The organism is Streptomyces sp. BE20 (assembly GCF_036322525.1).
In the GTDB taxonomy this organism is placed as follows: domain Bacteria; phylum Actinomycetota; class Actinomycetes; order Streptomycetales; family Streptomycetaceae; genus Kitasatospora.
The window spans coordinates 111,890-130,506 of record NZ_JAQYWW010001005.1 but is presented as its reverse complement, the minus strand read 5'-3'; the positions used below and the strand labels follow the sequence as shown (position 1 = coordinate 130,506).

Genomic DNA, 18,617 nt, shown 5'->3' with positions numbered 1-18,617 from the left:
GTGGCCCCGGCCGCGGCCGGGCTCGCGGCCCCGCCGACGTCTGTGTGCGGGGTGCCACGGAGAGCCTGCACAGCGGACGGACCGGTCACAGCGAGGTCCAGAGCGGCAGCAGGAGGCCGGTCGGCAGGGCGCTGAACAGCGCCGGGAGCGCGACGGTCGGCCGGGGGACGCCCAGTTGGTCCCGGGTGAGCTCCGCGACCACGACGGCGGGGTGCCGCCCGGTGAGCAGCCCGTGGATCAGTCGCCGCCGGGCCCGTTCGCTCTCGCCCGGGCGCCGCAGGAACGGGCCGATGGCCACCACGGCCGCGAAGTCCCCTCGGGCCAGGACCTCGGCGGCGAACAGGTTCCGCAGGACCAGCTGACGCATCGCCTCCTCGCGCGTCCCCGGATCCACCGCCTCCAGGACGAGGACGCTCTGCGGGGGGCGCCGCCATCCGAGGTACTCGCCGAGACCGGCGGCGTCGCTCCCGCCCCGGGAGTCCCAGTGGACGTTCAGCTTGCCCGACGATTCACGGAAAGTCCCCTGGACGTGCAGGAGTTGGGGGCCCGACGCGGAAGCACCGAAGCGCCGTGAGCGGGCCGGTGCGACCAGCCGGGCAAAGTGCTCGGCCTCGTACACCGACGACAGCGGCGCCATCGGCGCCATCAGCTCCCGGACAGCGGTGTGTTGCTGGGCGCGCGCCTCACGGGTGCCGGAGAGCACCCCGACCCGGACGGCGGCGTGGGGTTGGGCCCAAAGGCTCTCGACGAAGCGGCCGAGGGGCACGGACGGCGGGGCGTCGGAGGGTGCGGCCTGCCGGAGGTTCTGCACGACGGTCCGGAGCCGGCCGAGCGCCGCCGCCTCCCCGCTGCGCCCGGGGAGCCCCCGGTAGAGGTGAAACCCGTCCGGCGGGACCGTGAGGTGTGCCAGGGCCGCCTCCCACGGGGCGGCGAGCAGGGTGGGCTCGTACCTCGGGACCTCCAGCCGGAGGCCGCGGACCTCCTCGGAGCGGAGCAGGCCGTCCAGGGCCTCGTCCAGCAGGAGGCCGGTCTCCTCCGCCCAGTCCGCCGCCGAGGAGGAGAGCGCCGACTGGAGCCCGTCGGGACTGCGGAGCCAGTCGTCCGCGAGGTCGGCCGTCCGCAGCAGACTCACCCGGGCCCCTGGACCGGTGGACCTCAGGAGGTCGATCTCCAGGACGGGCGGCCGTCCGCGGAACCGGGTGTCGGCGGTGAGCACCAGGACGTGTTCCCGCCACTCGACGTCGACCTCGCCGGCCCCGGGAGCACCGTGCCCCTGGTCGAACAACTGCTCAGGAGGCAGGCCGAGTTCGGCGTACAGGCCGTGCGCGAACTCGGCCGACGGGCCCGTCTCCCCGGGATCGGCGCCCGCCTGGGCCGCTGTCCGGGCGACCAGTGCCGCGCACCTCGCCCTGGCGAGGCTGGGATCCCGCTCCGCCAGCAGCGACCAGGCACGGGCGACGCTCCGCCCGGCCAGGTCGCCCCGCCCCGACCTGAGCGCCACCAGCGTCTGGTAGGTGAGAACGACGGCCGCCGCCTCGGGCGCCGCCGGGTAGGCCCGTTCCAACGCGTCGGGGAGGCCCTGGAGCATGACGGCGTCGAGCGCGCCGATGTCACCGAGGACGTCCGTCTCCAGGTCGAGACGGCGCAGCCACACCGCGCTCTCGGCCGGGGCGAGCTCCCCCGCGCAGGCGCGGGCGAGGTCGACCGCCTCCTCGGACCGTCCGAGCACGCGGAGCAGTTCGGCGTAGGTCAGGCCGAGGGCCGCCGCGTCGGAGCCGGAGTTCCGCCGGGGACCGGGCCCGCAGAGCTCGGTCAACCGGGCGGCGGTGGGGCCGGTGACGGCGAGCGGCCGCCGCAGCTCGTGGAGGCGTTCCAGCGCCACCAGGCGTGCCCCCGGGGACCCGAGGGGGGCCAGGGCCTCGACGAGCTCGCCCACGAGCTCCTCGTCCCGCGCGGCTTCGACGCCCGTCAGCAGGCCGAGCACCCAGACCACCCGGTCCGGCGGCGGTGCGGCCGACCTCTCCGCGGACCGCGGACGGTCCAGCTGCCAGGCCGCCGCCTCGGGCCACCGGGCGAGCTCCGCGAGGATCGGGACCGGGACGTCCGGGGCGGGAGCGTGCTCGGACGGACCGGCCAGCCGCAGCACCCGGCCGACCAGCTCCGAGGCCTCGCTCCGGCTGCCGCCCCCGGTCACCAGCAGCCGGGCCGTCCCCACCAGCGCGGACATCCGCTCGTGGTCGGTGACGGCGCCCTCCTCCAGGGCGGGCCGCAGCGGCGCCATCGCCGCGCCGGGCGCCCTGAGCATCGCGTACGCCTCGCCGCGGAGCACCAGGCCCCGCAGGGTCACCGCAGGTTCGCTCCCCCCGTCGGACAAGCCCTCCAGCGGGCCGTCCTCGGCGAGGACGAGGCCGGGGCGATGGAGCCGGAGCGCCGCCCGGCCCGCCCACTCGGCCGTCCGGCGGCGGTCCCCGGAGCCGAGGCCCCGGTGCACGGCCAGCACCTCCTCGAACCGGCCGACGGCGAGGAGCAGCCTCAGGTGCAGCTCGGGCGCGGTCCCCGCGTCGAACCGCGGCAGCCAGGAGGCGGCGTGGCCGACCAGGCCGGAGTCCAGCAGGCTTGCCACGGCCTCGACCGACTGCTCCGACAGCGGCCCCCCGTCGGGCGCCGCCAGTCGGTCCGCCTGCACGAACGACTCCTGGGCCCGGTCGCCCTGCCCCTCCGCCAGCAGGGCGCACCCGGTGAGGTGGAGCAGTTGCAGCGCGGTGTCGCGGTCCGCGGAGTCCGGCTGCCGCTGGACCCGGGCGAGCCGGCTCCGGGCCTCCCCGAGCCGGCCCAGCCGGAGCAGCAGGGCCGCCGAGAACAGCTCCACCCCGGCGGCCAGCTCCGCGTGCGACTCCTCCGCCAGCAGGCCGGCGGCCTCGTCCAGCCGGGCGATCCCGCGTTCCCACGCCGTGAGGTCGGTGGCGCTCGCGGCGTTCCGGCCGAGCAGCACCAGGGCGCGGGCCCGGGCGACCACGGAGACCTTCACCTCGTCCAGCAGCTCCGGCGACACCAGTGCCTCGGCCAGCGACGACAGGCGGTGGTCCCGGCCGGCGGAGCGCTCCGAACCGACCAGACGGGCCCAGGTCGCGGCGCCCTCCTGCGGGTCCGCCGAGAAGCGGTGGTAGAGCTCCTCCAGCTTCCACTGCTCCCAGCGCTCCGGCTCAGCCTCGGCCCGCCGCGCGAAGTGCTCGGCGAGATCCCGGTCGAGCAGCCGGGACACCTCGTGGTCAGCGAGCAGTCGGCGCAGCGGGTGGCGGACGGTGCGGTCCAGCACCAGGCCCTCGGGGTCGTCCGGGTCCCGGTCCACCCAGGCGGCGTCACCGGCGTACCGGCTGAGGGCGGCCCAGAGGTCGGGGATCTCCCCGCCGTCGTCGGTGAAGCCGGGCACGGCCCGCAGGAAGATCGAGATGTGCAGTTCCTCGCGCTTGTCCAGGCTCGGGTCGTCCGCCGTGTTGCTGCCGCGGATCCCGCGGCGCAGGTGCGGGAGCATCACCTCCTGGACCAGCCGCAGGGTGAGCCGCCGGGGGATCACCCCGTACCGGAGGAGCCAGCGGATCCGGTCGTCGTGGACGCGTTCGAGGACACGGTCGATCGCGTAGAGGAGGCTGGGCCCGGAGGAGGCCCGGACCTGGTCGGCGGTGAGGTCCGCGGCCAGGTCGGCGAAGAGGGCCAGCGTGTACGGCAGGCCGTCACTGCTCTCCACCACGGCCGCGCGCAGCTCGGGGTCGGCGACATCGCGCACCTCCCGCAGGTAGTCGTCCGCCTCCTGCGGGTCGAAGGACTGGAGCCGCATCGGGACGGCGGGCAGCGGTACGGCATCGGCGAGGTCGTACCGGCCGGAGAGCACGATCCGGAGCCCCTCCGCCGCCAGCGCCCCGGAGAGCACCTCCGCCAGGTCGTTGATCCGGCCGCCGTCGCGGAGGACGACCTCCTCCAGGGTGTCCAGGACCAGGACGGCCCGGGTGCCCCGCCGCCGGAGGGCCTCGTCGAGGACGGCCACGAAGCGCCGCTGGATCGAGGCGCCACGGTGTCCGAGGGCCGCCCGCCCGGCGAGCCACTCGGCCGCCACCGGGCTGCGGTTCCTCGGGAGCGCCGCGAGGTCCGCCGCGTGCTCGTCGAGGAGTTCGCCGAACGGTGCGCCCGGGAGCTGCTCGTTCAACTGGGCGGCGGCCTCCAGGAGGAACAGTGCGGGGTGGGCGACCGCCAGGGCCGGGTCGCACCGGTCGAAGTCCAGGTGGGCACAGGGCACCGGGACCGGGCGCTCCTGGCAGTGCCTGGCCATGAACCAGCGCAGCAGCATGGACTTGCCGGAGCCGCCGGTGGCGTGGATCCGCAGGACCGCCGGGCCGTCGGCCTCCAGCAGGTCCCGCAGCGGCTGTTCGGCGCGCGCACGCCCGTAGTAGCCGGCGGTCCGGTGGTGGTCGGGCCGCCAGAGGGCGCGCGCCCGGACCCGGACCCGGGCCTCGGCGACGACGGCCCCGAGTTCCTCGGGCAGGAGCGCGGCGACCTGCGGGTCGGTGACGGCGTCCACGAGGTCGTGGCAGCGGGCCAGGTCGAACCGGCGGTCGGCGGCCTCGAAGGCGGCTCGGAAGGCGTCGGACTCCAACGCCCCCGCGATGGCAAGCTGCCGCAGGCTGCCGGGTTCGTCCCCGGCTTCGGCGTAGCGGGCGGCCAGTGTCGCGGCGAGCTCTCGGAGCTGCCCCGGCGCCTCCCCGCCCGGCGGCAGTCCGGTCCACCAGTCGTCCCAGCAGGGGAAGCGCAGCAGGGCGACGATCCGGTAGTGGTCCGGCCGGGCGGAGTGCTCCAGCAGGCCCTGGTCGAGCAGGTCGGCGACGTCGACCGGGCTGTCGACCGCGAGCACGGAGTGGTACAGCTCCTCGGTGAAGTCCGGGACGACGCTGCAGCGGCGGAGGACGTCGCGCCGGGTGAGGTCGAGCCGGGCCAGGAGGATCCGGGCGAGCGGGTCGCCGCGGCCGACGAGCTCGACGAGATCCTCCGGGCCCGGCCCGACCCCACCCGGGCCGGTGGGCTCGTCGGGCCCATGGGGGGAAGCAGGGCCGTTGTCGGTCATCGGGGCACCCGTCGTCCTTCCTTGAAGAGCGTCATACCGTCCTGCAGCATTGCCGGTGTCAGGTGGCCGTGCCGGGCGACGAGGATGGCCATGAACTCCTTCCACTGCTCCACACTGTCCGCTTCCACGTCCCTCACCCGGCTGTAGTCCCCCACGACCTCGCTGATCTCCTCGGCCGCGAACGCGCCGAGCGGGATCCGCCGGACGGTGTCGCGCAGCGGATAGGGCAGCAAGTCGGCCTCCTCCTCCTCGTTCAGAGCCAGGATCACCTTCGCACGCCCGTCCGGGCGGACGGCCAGCGGCTCGATCAGGTGCGGGACGATCAGGTCGGCGACGGCCCGGTGCTCCAGCCTGCCGAGACCGGCCAGGGCGAGGACCAGTCCGGTGTCCTCGCCGAGCCCGAGCAGGGCGTCGGCGAGGTGCCGAAGCGCGGTGTGCCGGCGGTCGGCGACGTGACCGACGCTGTTGCCGGGCACGGTCTCCTGCCAGACCCGGTCGGGTTCGAGGGACAGCCAGGGTTTGTTGTCGTCGGTCGTCCAGCCGTCGTGCAACTGGGCGAGCCGGTGCTCGAACCGCTGGAGCGGTTCGAGCCCGGGACCGGCCGGCCCGAGCTGGTCGACGATCGTCCGGACCAGGTCGAGCCAGGTCGCGGTCCGGCCGAGCGGGCGGAGGTCGCTCCAGACCGTGCGGGCACCGTTGCGGTACCAGATCTGCAGGGCGGACCGGACGAGGGTGGCCTTGCCGCTGGCGGCCTCGCCGACGACGGCGCTGACGGGCGCCGCGGGGCCGGTCGGCGCGAACCCGTCGAACAGCGCGCGGCGTTCCCGGACCCGGTCCACCGCGTGCCCCAGGTTCCACCGACGGTCGGTGAACCGCTTCTCGGCCTCGGCCTTGCCGCGCAGCGCGGCGTACCGCCCCAGCACGACCTCGGGGTGGACCCGGGCGGCCAGCACCGGCAGGGCCCAGTCGGTCCCGTCGACCTGGTCCACGAGCAGGGCGAGCCGGGCCGTCCGCACGGCCCGGTCGACGCTCTCGCCACGGCCGAGGGCCGTGTAGAACTCCGCCGAGAACCGGCAGGCGGTCTCGGACTCGATGCCACCGTTCATCCCCACCACCGACGCCGCACCACCGCGGAGCAGGGCCGCCAGGAGCGGCCCGGCCGCCGGTCCGGCGGTGTCGCAGGCATTCAGCACCACCAGCCTCGGCCGGTGGCCCGCCAGGAAGGCGTGGACGTTGTCCCCGGTGATCGACCAGGGCTCGGTGCCGGGCGGGCGGATCGTGAGCAGGCCCCGGTCCCCCGCGTCCCGCTGCTGGTGGCCGATCACGTGCAGGACGTGCGGGGCCACCTCCCGCAGGGTCTCGGCCAGTTCCCGGGACGTCGGGGCCCGCACCACCTCGACGTGCCACTCCCCGGACGGGCCCCCGAGCCGGGTGCGGATCCGCTCGATCTCCTCGTCCGCCCTGATCAGGGGGTCCGTCTCGCCGACGACGACCAGCACGCGGAGCGGCAGGTGCAGGGCGGCCGGAGGGTTCTCGGCGCCGAGCAGGGACGTCGGGCGGTCGATCCGGGTGAAGGTGAGACCCGGATCCCCGCTGACGCAGAGCGACTCCGCTCCGTCGGCATGGGTGACCAGCTCCCACGGGAGTTCGCGCAGTGCCGCCGGGCGGATGTCGAACAGGGTCCGGGCCTGGCGTCCGTTCTGGTGGCACGTGCGGACTTCCTCGATCCACGGACCGAGGAGGCCGAGCGCGTCCAGGGCGTCCCGCAACAGGCCGGCGACGGTACGGACGGCCTCGGGCAGCGGCGCCCCGGTCTCGAAGAGGTCCCGGCAGAGGCCGCGGTCGTCCGCGGACAGGCACTCGTCGGTGAAAGCGGCACCCTGGTGGACCGGGCGGGGTGAGCCGCCCTCCTCCGCGGGTCCGAAGGCGAGAAGGGTCGGATGGGCGCCCGAGGCGTTCGCCTCGCCGATCCGAATCAGGGTCGTGAAGGGCGGAAGCCACCCCGGTTCGTCGGCGTCCACCAGGCTCAGCCTACCCGTCGCTCCCGCAACGCCTGGGCGAACTGCTCCAGTTCGACCATGCTCCACGACCGCGGGGCGGCGGCGGACGGCCGGGCTCCGTGGGCTCCCGGCGGCAGTTCGGCGGCCCGCGGGGCACCCGGGCCGGCCTCCCCCGCCGTCCCGCCGCGCTCGGCGTCGGCACCGAGCGAGATGGCGGTCAGCAGACCGTTCAGGACCTCGCTGTCGCCGCGCGCGGCCTCGGCCGCCGCCCCCTGGCGGCCGGCCTCGGCCCGCGCGTTCGCCGCGTCCTCCCGGGCCGCGGTGAGCGCGCCGCGCTGCACCGTCCCGCCGAACGCCAGCCCGGCGGCGGCGAAGACGATGGCCTCCAGCCCGGCGAAGAGGAACACCAGCCGGTCCCAGTTGGCGTCGCCCCGCTTCACGGCGAGGAACACCATCATCGCCGTGTAGCCGAGGAGGACGGCACAGATCAGGAAGTAGATCGACCAGTGGATCGGCGGCGCGTCCGCGCGCGCGGGCGGCTCGGCCGACCCGCCCTGGTTCCGGCCCGGCCCGGCCGGCCCCCGCCCCGCTTCGGCGTCCCTGTTCGGCATTCCGTGTACCCCTCCAGTCCGCACGGGCCCGTCGGCGCCTTCGCAGCCCCCCCGGCCGACGGTGGTGCGAGTATGCCAGAAACGGAACGGCCCTGATCTCCTCTGTGGGAAAACGGACTTCACGCACCGTCAGCGCGTTCGCCCGGACGTGCGCGGCCCGCACACGCCTCCGGTCGGCGGAGGGCGTGCGGGCCGCGCTCGGGCTCGGCGGTACGGGCGCCGGGCTACGGGCGGCGGGCTACGGCGTGCCCGCCGGCGCCGTGGGTCTCGCCCGGTCGGCCGCGGCGCGGGCGGTGCGCTCCGCCATCAGCTCGGACGGGCGCAGCCGCCAACCGCGTTCGCGCAACGCGCCGCTGACCCGCAGGGCGATCAGCGAGTCGCCGCCGTGGGCGAGGAAGTCGTCATCCGGCCCGAAGCCCGGCGCACGGAGCAACTCGCCGAGCAGGATGACCAGTTGGTCCACCACAGGGATGTCCCGAGGGTCCGCCGGGGCAGCCTCCGCGGTCACCGGGGGGTGCTCGGCGGCGGCCAGGGCGGCGACCGCCCGGCGGTCGATCTTGCCCGAGGGGGTGAGTGGCAGCCGGTCGAGGACGAGGAACGGGCCCGGGACCATGTAGGCGGGCAGCCGGGAGCGCAGGCGGTCGCGGACCTCCTCGGGGGTGGGCCCGTCGGGAGTGCGCGAGATGCCGGCGCCCAGCGTCCGGCCCCCGGCCCCGTCGTCGAGGGTGACGGCCGCGGCGGCGGTCACGCCCGGGGTGTCCAGCAGGTGGCGGTCGACCTCGTCGAGCTCGATCCGGTGGCCGCGGACCTTGACCTGGTTGTCGAGCCGGCCGAGGAACTCCAGGTCCCCGCCGGGGTGGCGGACCACCTGGTCCCCCGTGCGGTACATCCGCGGGTCCGGCGCGGCCGGGGAGCCGGGCACGTCCGCGAACGGACCGGGCACGGCGGCGAAGGGGTCGGGCCGGAAGCGGTCGGCGGTCCGGTCGGGGTCGTGGAGGTAGCCGGCCGCGAGCAGCGGGCCGCCGATCCACAGCTCGCCGGGGACGCCGTCCGGGGTCGGGCGCTGCTCCTCGTCGAGGACGTGCAGCAGGCGCTCGCCCACCGGACCGCCGATCGGCAGTCCGGTGGTGCCGGGCACCGGCCGGTCGGGCGGCAGCACCAGCGCGGAGGCCGTGATCACGGCCTCCGTCGGCCCGTAGCCGTTGACCAGGGTGCAGTGCCCGAGCGGGCCGCGCCGGTGGACGCGGACGTCGTCGGCGGTGGCGCTCTCGCCGCCGACGACCACCGTGCGGACGCCGGCGAAGCCGGCCAGGTCGGCGCCCTCGGCCTCGGCGCACAGCAGCCGCCAGTAGGCGGTGGGCAGTTGGAGGACCGTCACGCCGAGGGCGCGGACCCGGTCGGCCAGCCGGGCCGCGTCGGGCGTGCCGCCGGACCGGAAGGCGAGGGTGCCGCCGGCCGCGAGGGTGGGCCAGATCTCCTCCTGGGCCACGTCGAAGCCCGCGCTGGCGAACTGCAGCACGACGTCCTCGGGGCCCAGGCCGAGCAGGTCGACGACGGCCGCGGTGTGACCGGCCAGCGCCCGGTGACCGACCAGCACGCCCTTGGGAGTGCCGGTGGAGCCGGAGGTGTAGATCACGTACGCGGGCCGGTCGCCCGCGGCCCCGGCGGGCTCCGCCGCGGCGCCGGGCCGGGCGCCGGCCAGAGCGACCGGCCCGCCGGAGCGGTCGAAGAGAGCCGCCGCGCCGGAGTCGCGCAGCAGCCGGGCGCAGTACTCGTCCGGGGCGGCCGCGTCGATCGGCAGGAACGCGGCACCGGCCAGCCAGCCGCCGAGCATCGCGACGACCAGCTCGGGGCCTGCGGGCAGCCGGATGCCGACGATGTCGCCGGCACCGACCCCGAGGGCGGCGAGGTCCCGGGCGGTCCGCTCGGCTCGTTCCCGGAGTTCGGCGTAGCCCACCTCGCCGTGCTCGGTGCGCAGCGCGACGGCCGGGCGGGCCGCGGCGGCGGCCTCGGCGGCCCGGGCCTCGATCAGGTCCGGCAGCCAGGCCTGCGCGGCCACCGCGGGCCGGGTGGCGGTGTCAGTCATCGGTCCACCTCGTGTCGGTCATCGGTCCACCTCGGGTGGAAAGGGCAGGAAGGACGGGAAGGACGGGAACTGGCGGGAACGACCGGAAGGCGCGGACGAGGACCGGCACGGCCCCCGGCGCGGTCCCCGGGGTGCCGACGGGCGGTCACACCGGCTCCGGGAGCGGCTTCACGGCGACCCGCTGCCGGCCCGCCGCGGCGACCGCGAACGCGACGCCCCCGAACGCCAGCGCGCAGCCGTAGGCCGCGTGCGATCCGGTGGTGTCGGCCAGACGCCCGCTGACCGCGGAGCCGGCGGCCACCCCGAGCCAGATCGCGGTGGCCTGCCAGGCCATCGCCTCGGTCCGGCGGGAGGCCGGGACCCCGTCCTGGACGAGCAGCATCCCGGCGACCATGGCCGGCGCCGAGGACGCGCCGGCCAGGGAGAGCACCAGGACGGCGACGACGACGTCGTTCACCAGGAGCATCGGCGCGATGCCGAGCGCCATCAGGGCCGTCGCGCCCAGCAGGATGCGGGTGGTCGACAGGTTCCACTCGCGGGCCCCGTAGGCCACGCCCGCCACCGAGCTGCCGATCCCGTAGGCGGCCAGCAGCAGGCCGGCCAGCCCCTCGCGGTGCAGCTCGGTGGTGAAGGCGACGGTGGCCATGTCGATCGAGCCCCACATGGCGCCGAAGCAGAGGTTGACCCCGGCGATCACGGCGACCGGCCCGAGGAACAGGGCGCTGCCGGCCGGCCTGGGCCCGGTCGACCTCGGGGGCTCGGTGGCGGTGCCCAGCGCGAGCAGGACGCTCCCGCCGCACACCAGCACCAGCGAGCAGACGATCCCGGCGGCCGGGTCGACCCCGGTCGCCAGGAAGGTGGCGACGATCGGCCCGAAGATGAAGATCACTTCATCGACGACCGATTCGAGCGCGAACGCGGTCGACATGATCGGCGACCCCGAGAGCAGCCCGCTCCACCGCGCCCGCACCATCGAGCCGATCGCGGGCGTCGCGGCGCCCATCACCGCCGCGGCGGGGAACAGCGTCCACAGCGGGGCCCCGCGCAGCGCGGAGAGGACGAACAGGGCGCCGTCGACCGCGCCGACGGCGGCGCAGGCCAGCAGGATCCGGCGCTGGCCGATCCGGTCCGCCAGCCGCGCCAGTTGGGGCGCGGCCACCGCGAAGCCCACGGCGGAGGTGGCGGACAGCGCCCCGGCGGTCCCGAACTCGTACCCGACGGAGCGGATGAAGAGCAGGATGCTGATGCCCGTCATGCCGATCGGGAACCGGGCGAGGAGCCCGGGGATCACGAAGCGGAGCGCACCGGGGGTGGTCAGCGCCAGGCGGTAGCGGTTGACGCCCGAGGGCGCGCCGCCCCCGGGCGCGCCGTTGCGTGCGCCGTCGGGTTCGGCGTCATGTGCGCCGTCGGGGGCGCGGTCCACGGGCGCGCCGACCGGAACGCGGTCCGCGGGCACGTCGATGTCGGGTTCGGGTCCGGCCGTCACGGGATCAGCCCGCCACCGGGTGACCGATGAAGTCCCCGAGCAGCGCGGCCAGGGCGTCCGGCTCCTCGAACTGGAGCGCGTGGCCGGTGTCGAGCTCGTGCACCCGCAGGTCCGGGTGGGTGGCGAGGAACGCGCGGACCCGGGCGTTGTCCACCAGCTTGTCGCGGGTGCCGAACACGGCCAGCAGCGGGAGCGGACCGATCCCCGCGAAGTCCTTCTCGGAGCGGACGGCGATCTCCTCCCAGGCGTCGATGGTGCCCACGGTGATCCGCAGCAGCCGCAGCTCGTCGGCGTCGATGAACGCGTGCCACTCCGGGCGGTCGGTGAAGTCCGGGGTGCGCAGCGGGATCTGGATGAAGGCGCGGTCCGGCTCGGGGGTCAGTCCGAGCTCCTCCGCCGCGATCAGGGCGGCGTCGATGGAGCGGTCCAGGACGTCGTTGTAGCGGTCGTTGAAGAAGAAGCCGGGCGAGGTCATGATCAGGCTGCTGATTACCTCCTGACCGGCGAGGCCGGTCGCGACCACGGTGGCGATCTGGGCACCGAAGCACCAGCCGGCCAGGTGGATCCGGCCGTAGGAGTCCTTCAGGTGGCGCAGCAGGTGGGCGATGTCGTCGACGGCGAGCTGACCGGCGGGGATGTGCCCGCGGCCGTCGTTGAGCCCGGAGCCGCGGAAGTCGACGGCGACGAAGGCCGTCCCGGGCAGCTGCCCGAGGCGGGTGCCGAGCGGCGCCTGCCAGCCCGAGTGGCTCATGCCGCCGTGCAGCATGACGACGACGTCGTCGGCCTGCGCGGGGCCCCAGACCCGGTAGTGGGTCCGGTAGCCGTCCGGCTGCTCGAAGGTCAGGACCTGCTCGGTCTCGGGGGTACGGGTGGTGGTCATCGGTTCTGGGTGTCCTCTCCGTCGGTCGGCAGCTGTCGCGCCCGGAGTTCGGCTCCGATCGCGCGGATCTCGTCGGTCGTGTCCAGGACGCGGCCGGTGGGGTCGGTGGTGATCTGGGCCAGGACGGCCACGTGGAGCCTGGCGACGGCCTCGGTCACCGCTTGCGGGAGCAGGCGGCCGTCCGCGTTGACGGTCAGTTCCAGGCGGGACTGGCCGATGTCGCGGCCGACGTTCACCAGGAAGGGGACGTCGGTGTGCTCGAACCAGCGGACGTCCGTGATGACGGCGCCGCCGTCGGCAGCCTCGGCGTAGGCCGGGAACTCCGTGTAGTTGAACAGCGCGGGGAAGAGCGCGACGCGTCCGAGGGCGTCGAGCCCGGCGTCGGCGCCGGCGGCGACATCGACCGCGGGGCCGGCCGCGCGGTCGTGGAGGACGTCGCGGGCGACGGCCGCGGTCGGGTAGCGGCGGTGCGGCAGGGCGCGCGCCTCCGCCCGGAACACCGCCTCGACGAGCTCGTTCCAGGTCCGGTCGGCCAGCCGGGCCCGGTGCGGCTGGAAGTTGAGGAACATGCCGGTCATCCGCTCGGCACCCTCCGCCTCCGGCCGGCCGTGGGTGAAGACGCCGGTCACCACGTCCTGCCGACCGCTGATCAGCGCGAGGACGCGCAGGTGGGCGGCGAGCATCAGGTACTTGGGCGGGCAGCCCGCCTGCCGGGCGACCTCGCGCAGCGCGGCCTCCTGCCCGGCGGGCACGGTGAGGGTCGTCTCCGTCCAGCGGTTGCCGGTGCCGTCGGGTGCGAAGCGGGGCAGCGGCGTCCCGGGGTGGTCGCGCAGGACCTCGCGCCAGAAGGCGCGGGACTGCCGCGAGTCGCGGGCCGCGACCTCCGCCCTGACGTAGTCGCGGTAGGCGGGAGCGGGCGGCACCGGCGACTGCGGCGCCGGCCCGGACGGGCTCTCCCCGGAGGGCCCGTCCCCGGACAGGCTCGCCGCGTACGAGGTGAGCAGGTCCCGGACGAGCAGCGAGAGGCTCCAGCCGTCGATCACCGCGTGGTGGAAGCCGAACGAGAGGACGAAGCCCTCCGCTCCGGTCCGGTGGGCGGCGAACCGGATCAGACCGGGCCGGTCCCAGGTGAAGCCGGAGCCGCGCTCGCGCTCGAACCACTCGTCGGCGGCACCGGGCCGCCCGGTGGCGTCGACCACGAGGTCGGGTTCGACCGCGGCGTGGACGTGCTGCAGCGGCGCCGGCCGGGCGTCCAGCACAAACGCCGTCCGCAGGGTCGCGCAGGATGCGGTCGCCTGCCGCAGCGCCGCCCGCAGGGCCTGCTCGTCCAGCGGCAGCCGGACGGTGTAGGCGAACACGTCGTGGTAGGCCGACTGGGCCGGGTCCCGCCGGGTGGCCCCGATCATCTGGAGCTGCATGGCGGTGGCCGGGTAGGCGTCGACGACGCCGTCCGGCAGATCGACCGTCGGTGCCGGAAGGCCCTCACCCGCCGGGACGGGTTCGTCCTGCACGGCGTCCCGGTCACGGCTCTCCAGCCGGTGGGCCAGGGCGCGGGCGGTGCGCAGCTCGATGACGTCGCGCATGACGGCCGCCGGGAACAGCTTGCGGATCTTGGCGAGGATCCGGATCGACGTGATGGAGTCGACGCCCGCGTCGAGGTAGTTGGCGTCCACGGCCAGGGCGTCGACGCCCAGCGCGGTGGCGATGATCCCGGCGATCGCCGTCTCCGCCCCGGCGGGACGGTCGTCCGCCGCCGTGTGCGGCGCCGCCGGTGCGGCCTCCGGCGCCCGGGTGCCCGGGAGCGTCAGCGGCTCCCTGGTGTCCGGGGCGGCGACCTGTCCCGGCGCATCCGGGGCCGCGAGCGACTCCAGCGCCTCCAGCAGGCCGTCCAGGAACCGCTCGACGGCGGAGGACTTGATCCGGCCGGGGTCGTGGCAGACCGCCAGCCGCATCACACCGTCGAACTGGTCCTTGTGGACGTGGACGACCATCGGGAAGCTGGTCAGTTCGAAGTACCGGGCGCCGTCGATCCGGACGCCGTCCGCCGGACCGGTGTAGGCGTGGAAGTCCGTGTAGTTGAACACGACGTCGAACTGCGGCCCGCCGCGCAGGCGTTCGATCTCGGCGAGCGGGAACCGCCGGTGCGGGAGAACCGCCCGCTCCGCGGCGAAGACCGCGGCGACCAGGTCGGGCCCGGGCGTCTCCGGCACCTCCACGGGGAGCGGCACCGTGTTCAGGAACAGGCCCACCATCTCGGTGCCGCCCGGGACTTCGGGCCGGCCGTGGCCGACCAGGCCGGTGATCAGGCGGGCGGTACCGGTGAGGTCGGCCAGTGCCGCGCAGTGCGCCGCCAGGTAGACCGACTTCAGCGGCGCACCGAGCCCGGCCGCACTCCGCCGCAGCCGCTCGGCGAGTTCCGCCGGGACGTCCCGTTCCAGGGTCGCCGTCTCGACCGAGCCGTCGGGCTGCGGACCGGCCGGGAGCGTGGCGGGGAACCCGGCGAGCAGGCGCCGCCAGACCTCCTGCTCCGCAGCGCTCGTGGCGCTCGCCCGCTCCAGCGCGACGTAGCCGCCGAACCCGGGTTCTGCGGCCGGTTCCGCCGGCTCCCGCCCGGCGAGCAACTCCGCGTAGCGCTCGCGGATCCCGGCCACCACGAGGGCCACGCTCCAGCCGTCGAGGATCAGGTGGTGGAACGAGACGCCGAGGTTGAACCGCGTCGCGTCCCGCAGGTGGACGCGGAACCGGACCGGCGGGGCCGCCAGGTCGAAGGGGCGGAGCTTCTCCTGCTCGACCCACTGCGCGATCGCCCGGTCCTGTCCGGCGCGGTCCAGTCCGGTGAGGTCCACGACCTCCACGGCGGCGTCGGCCCGCGGCAGGACGATCTGCAGCGGCTCGCCGTACCGCTCCAGGTCGAAGCAGGACCGCAGTTGGGGGTGGCGGGCCACCGTCGCGGCGATCGCCTGCCGGATCTGCCCGGCGCGGACCTCCGCGGCGGCCTCACCCGGTTCGGCCCCGCCGGAGCGGGCCTCGCCGGAGAACTCGTAGTCGAAGATGTCGTGGTAGACCGGCGAGTCCTCGTCCAGCAGCGAGTGGTAGATCATGCCCGACTGGAGCCTGGTGAGGGGCCACGCGTCGAGGGCGTCCGCCGGCAGCAGGGCCCGGTCGGCCGGGCCGACGAGCCCGAAGGGCCCCGGGTCCGCCGCGGCGGCCGGCTCCTGCGGGTCCCGCTCCTCCAGCGCGGCGGCCAGTTCGGCCACCGTGGGCAGGGCGATCACGTCGCGCAGTTCCACGGCGTAACCGGCCTCGCGCAGCCGGGCCGCGACCCGCAGCGCGAGGATGGAGTCGCCGCCGAGCGCGAAGAACCGGTCGTCGGCGCCGACCTCGTCGACGCCGAGCACCTCGCGCCAGACCCGGGCCACCTCGTGCTGACGAGGTCCGGCGAGCGCGGCGGCGCTCCGGGCCGACGCGCCGGCGGCGACGGGGTCGGGCAGCGCGCGCCGGTCCAGCTTGCCGTTCGGAGTGGTGGGCAGGTCCGGCACGGCCACCAGGTACTGCGGGACGAGGAACTCCGGCAGCCGGCCGCGCAGCCGGGACCGCAGGTCCTCCGCGTCGAGCCCGGCGCCCGTGGGCACCACGTACGCGGCCAGCGCCTGGGCGGCGCCGGTGGTGTGCACGACGACGGCGGCGTCCAGCACGCCCGGCAGCTCGCGCAGCACCGCCGCGACCTCGTCCGGCTCGACGCGGAGTCCGCGCAGCTTGACCTGGTTGTCGATGCGCCCCAGGTACTGGATCCGGCCGTCCGGCAGGAAGCGGGCCAGGTCCCCGGTCCGGTACAGCCGGGCCCCTGGCTCCGTGCCGTACGGGTCGTCGAGGAACACCTTCGCCGACAGCTCGTCCCGGCGGTGGTAGCCGGCCGCGACGGCCACGCCGCCGATGCACAACTCGCCCGGCACGCCGACCGGTTGCAGCACCTGGTGGCGATCCGTGACGTACAGCCGGACGTTCGCGATCGGTGTGCCGATGGGCACCACCTGGCCGGGGTAGTCGAGGGTGCACGCCCAGTGCGACACGTCGATGGCGGCCTCGGTCGGCCCGTAGAGGTTGTGCAGTTCGCAGTCCAGCGCCCCGGCGAACACCTCCAGCGTCCTGCGCGGCAGCGCCTCGCCGCTGCACACCACCCGCCGCAGGGAGCCGCAGTGCTCCGTCAGCTCCTCCGCCTCCAGGAAGACGTTGAGCATCGAGGGGACGAAGTGGACGGTGGTGACCCGGTGGTCGCGGATGACGCGCTTCAGGTACTCCGGGTCCCGGTGCCCGCCGGGTTCGGCGACGACGACGGCCGCGCCCACCATGAGCGGCCAGAAGAACTCCCAGACGGACACGTCGAAGCTGTAGGGCGTCTTCTGCAGGACCTTGTCCTCGCCGGTCAGGGCGAAGGCGTCCTGCATCCAGTGGAGCCGGTTGGCCAGCGAGTCGTGCCGGTTGATCACGCCCTTGGGCTGCCCGGTGGACCCGGAGGTGTAGATCATGTAGACGGGCGAGTCGGGACCGAGCGCGCGGACGGGGTCCGCGTCGTCCTCGGTGTCCAGGGCGGGGTCCGGCAGGACCAGCAGGGCGGCGCCGCCGGTGCCCGTCGCTTCGAGCGCCGCACGGTGCCGCTCCTGGGTGAGGATCAGCGGGAGGCCGGCGTCCTGGATCATGAACTCGATCCGGGCGGCCGGGTAGTCGGGGTCGATCGGCACGTACGCGCAACCCGCCTTGACGATCGCGAGCAGCGCGACGACCATCTCGACGGAGCGCTCCATGTAGACGCCGACGAACGGGCCGCGCGACACGCCGCCCGGCGTGTCGCCGAGCCCGGCGCGCAGCGCCCGCGCCACCTGGTTGGCCCTGCGGTTCAGCAGGTCGTAGGTGAGCAGCCGGTCGCCGTACTCGACCGCGACGGCGTCCGGGGTGCGGCGGACCTGCTCCTCGATCACGTCGACGACCGTGCCCGGCGGGTACGCCTTCGCGGTGTCGTTCCAGGTGTCGAGGATCAGGCGCTCCTCGTCCTCGCCGAGCATCGACGGGGCGCCGACCGGGGCGTCGACGGAGGTCGCGAGCGCCCTGAGCAGCCGCGCGTAGTTCCCCAGCAGCCGCTCGGCGGTCTCCGGGTCGAACAGATCCGTGTTGAACTCCAGCTCGAACTCGTAACCGCCGTCCGTCCGGGCGATGTAGAGCATCAGGTCGAACTTGGCGGCGGTCCGGCGCACGGGGCGGTAGCGGGCCGTGGTCTCGGGACCGAGGTCCAGCTCCGGCTCCGGCCCGAGCAGGGTCAGCATGGTCTGGAACACCGGGTTGTGGTTGACGGCCCGCTCGGCACCGAGGGCTTCCAGCACCTTGGGGTACGGGGCGTCGCCGTCGTCGAGCAGCCGGTCGGTCGCCTCCCGGGCCGCCTCCAGGAGGTCGCGGAACGGCGCCTCCCGGTCGACGGGCAGGGCGAGCGGGAGCGTGTTCACGAAGCAGCCGACCAGCGACAGGTCCGCCTCGGTCGGCCGGTTCAGGACCGTGGTGCCGATGGCGAACCCGTCCTGGCCGGTGTACCGGTTGAGCAGGGCCGCGTACGCCGCCAGGAAGACCGGGAAGGCCGTGGCCCGGCACTCGCGCCGGCCCGCCTCCAGCAGCGGCTCGACTTCGGTGAGCGGCACGGTGAGCGTACGGCTGCTGCCGCGGAAGGTCGGCCGGGCCTGTCTGGGGCGATCCAGCGGCATGCCGAGCAGGTCCGGGGTGTGCGCCAGCGAGTGCCGCCAGTCCTCGATCTGCTCGGCGTACTCGCCGCGCTCGAAGGCCGCCCTGCTGCTCCGCACGAAGTCGCGGAACGTGGCGGCCGGTCCGGGGCGCCGCACCGGGTTCCCCGACTCGGTGATCGCCCGGACGTCCTCGCCGACCTCCTCCAGGACGAGGCGCAGACTCCAGTCGTCGACCACGATGTGATGGGCCGTCAGCGCCAGCAGCCACCGGTCCTCGGGCAGGGCGACCAGGAGGGTGCGCAGCAGCGGAGCCGCGCCGAGGTCGAACGGCCGGTGGTGGTGGTCGGCCAGGAGGTGCTCCGCGCGGGCGTCGGCCTCGGCGGGCTCCAGCGTCCGCAGGTCGGTGAAGTCCAGCGTGTCCGGGACCGTTACGAGGACCTCGGCGCGCGGCAGGCCGTCCGGGGCCTCGCGGAACCGGGTGCGGAGCGCCTCGTGCCGCTCGACGGCCGCCCGGACGGCGCCGCGTACGGCGGCCGGGTCGACCTTGCCCGCCACCTCGAAGGCCAGGGATTCGTTGTACGCGGGTTCGTCGGGGCGGGCCAGGTGGTGGAACAGCCACAGGCTCTCCTGGGTGTAGGAGAGGGAACCGTCGTCTTGCGTGCTGGATATCAGGGTCATGACATTCCATCTGCCGCGAATGGACTGGTTTGTCTAA

Annotated in this window: 7 protein-coding genes; all 7 read right to left on the bottom strand. The window is 75.2% G+C overall.

The genetic code is table 11. From position 1 onward, the window contains the following. Positions 1-85: 85 nt before the first annotated feature. On the bottom strand, positions 86-5,113 hold the full coding sequence (locus tag PUR61_RS26065; protein WP_329881836.1) for a hypothetical protein: 5,028 nt from the start codon (positions 5,111-5,113) through the stop codon (positions 86-88). Next, positions 5,110-7,134, bottom strand: coding sequence for a CHAT domain-containing protein (locus PUR61_RS26060; RefSeq protein ID WP_329881835.1), 2,025 nt, complete (start codon positions 7,132-7,134; stop codon positions 5,110-5,112). Before PUR61_RS26060 ends, PUR61_RS26065 begins: the two co-directional genes overlap by 4 nt. A 5-nt stretch (positions 7,135-7,139) precedes the next feature. Continuing rightward, on the bottom strand, positions 7,140-7,724 hold the full coding sequence (locus PUR61_RS26055) for a hypothetical protein (RefSeq protein WP_329881834.1): 585 nt from the start codon (positions 7,722-7,724) through the stop codon (positions 7,140-7,142). 238 nt (positions 7,725-7,962) lie between these two features. Continuing rightward, positions 7,963-9,810, bottom strand: coding sequence for a non-ribosomal peptide synthetase (locus tag PUR61_RS26050; RefSeq protein ID WP_329881833.1), 1,848 nt, complete (start codon positions 9,808-9,810; stop codon positions 7,963-7,965). A gap of 145 nt (positions 9,811-9,955) precedes the next feature. Continuing rightward, positions 9,956-11,296 carry an MFS transporter gene (locus PUR61_RS26045; protein ID WP_329881832.1) on the bottom strand — a complete coding sequence of 447 codons (1,341 nt, stop codon included), beginning with the start codon at positions 11,294-11,296 and terminating at the stop codon, positions 9,956-9,958. Positions 11,297-11,300: 4 nt separating this feature from the next. After that, complete coding sequence (locus PUR61_RS26040; RefSeq protein WP_329881831.1) at positions 11,301-12,176, bottom strand: alpha/beta fold hydrolase; 876 nt, start codon at positions 12,174-12,176, stop codon at positions 11,301-11,303. After that, on the bottom strand, positions 12,173-18,580 hold the full coding sequence (locus PUR61_RS26035; RefSeq protein WP_329881830.1) for a non-ribosomal peptide synthetase: 6,408 nt from the start codon (positions 18,578-18,580) through the stop codon (positions 12,173-12,175). Before PUR61_RS26035 ends, PUR61_RS26040 begins: the two co-directional genes overlap by 4 nt. Positions 18,581-18,617 lie beyond the last annotated feature (37 nt).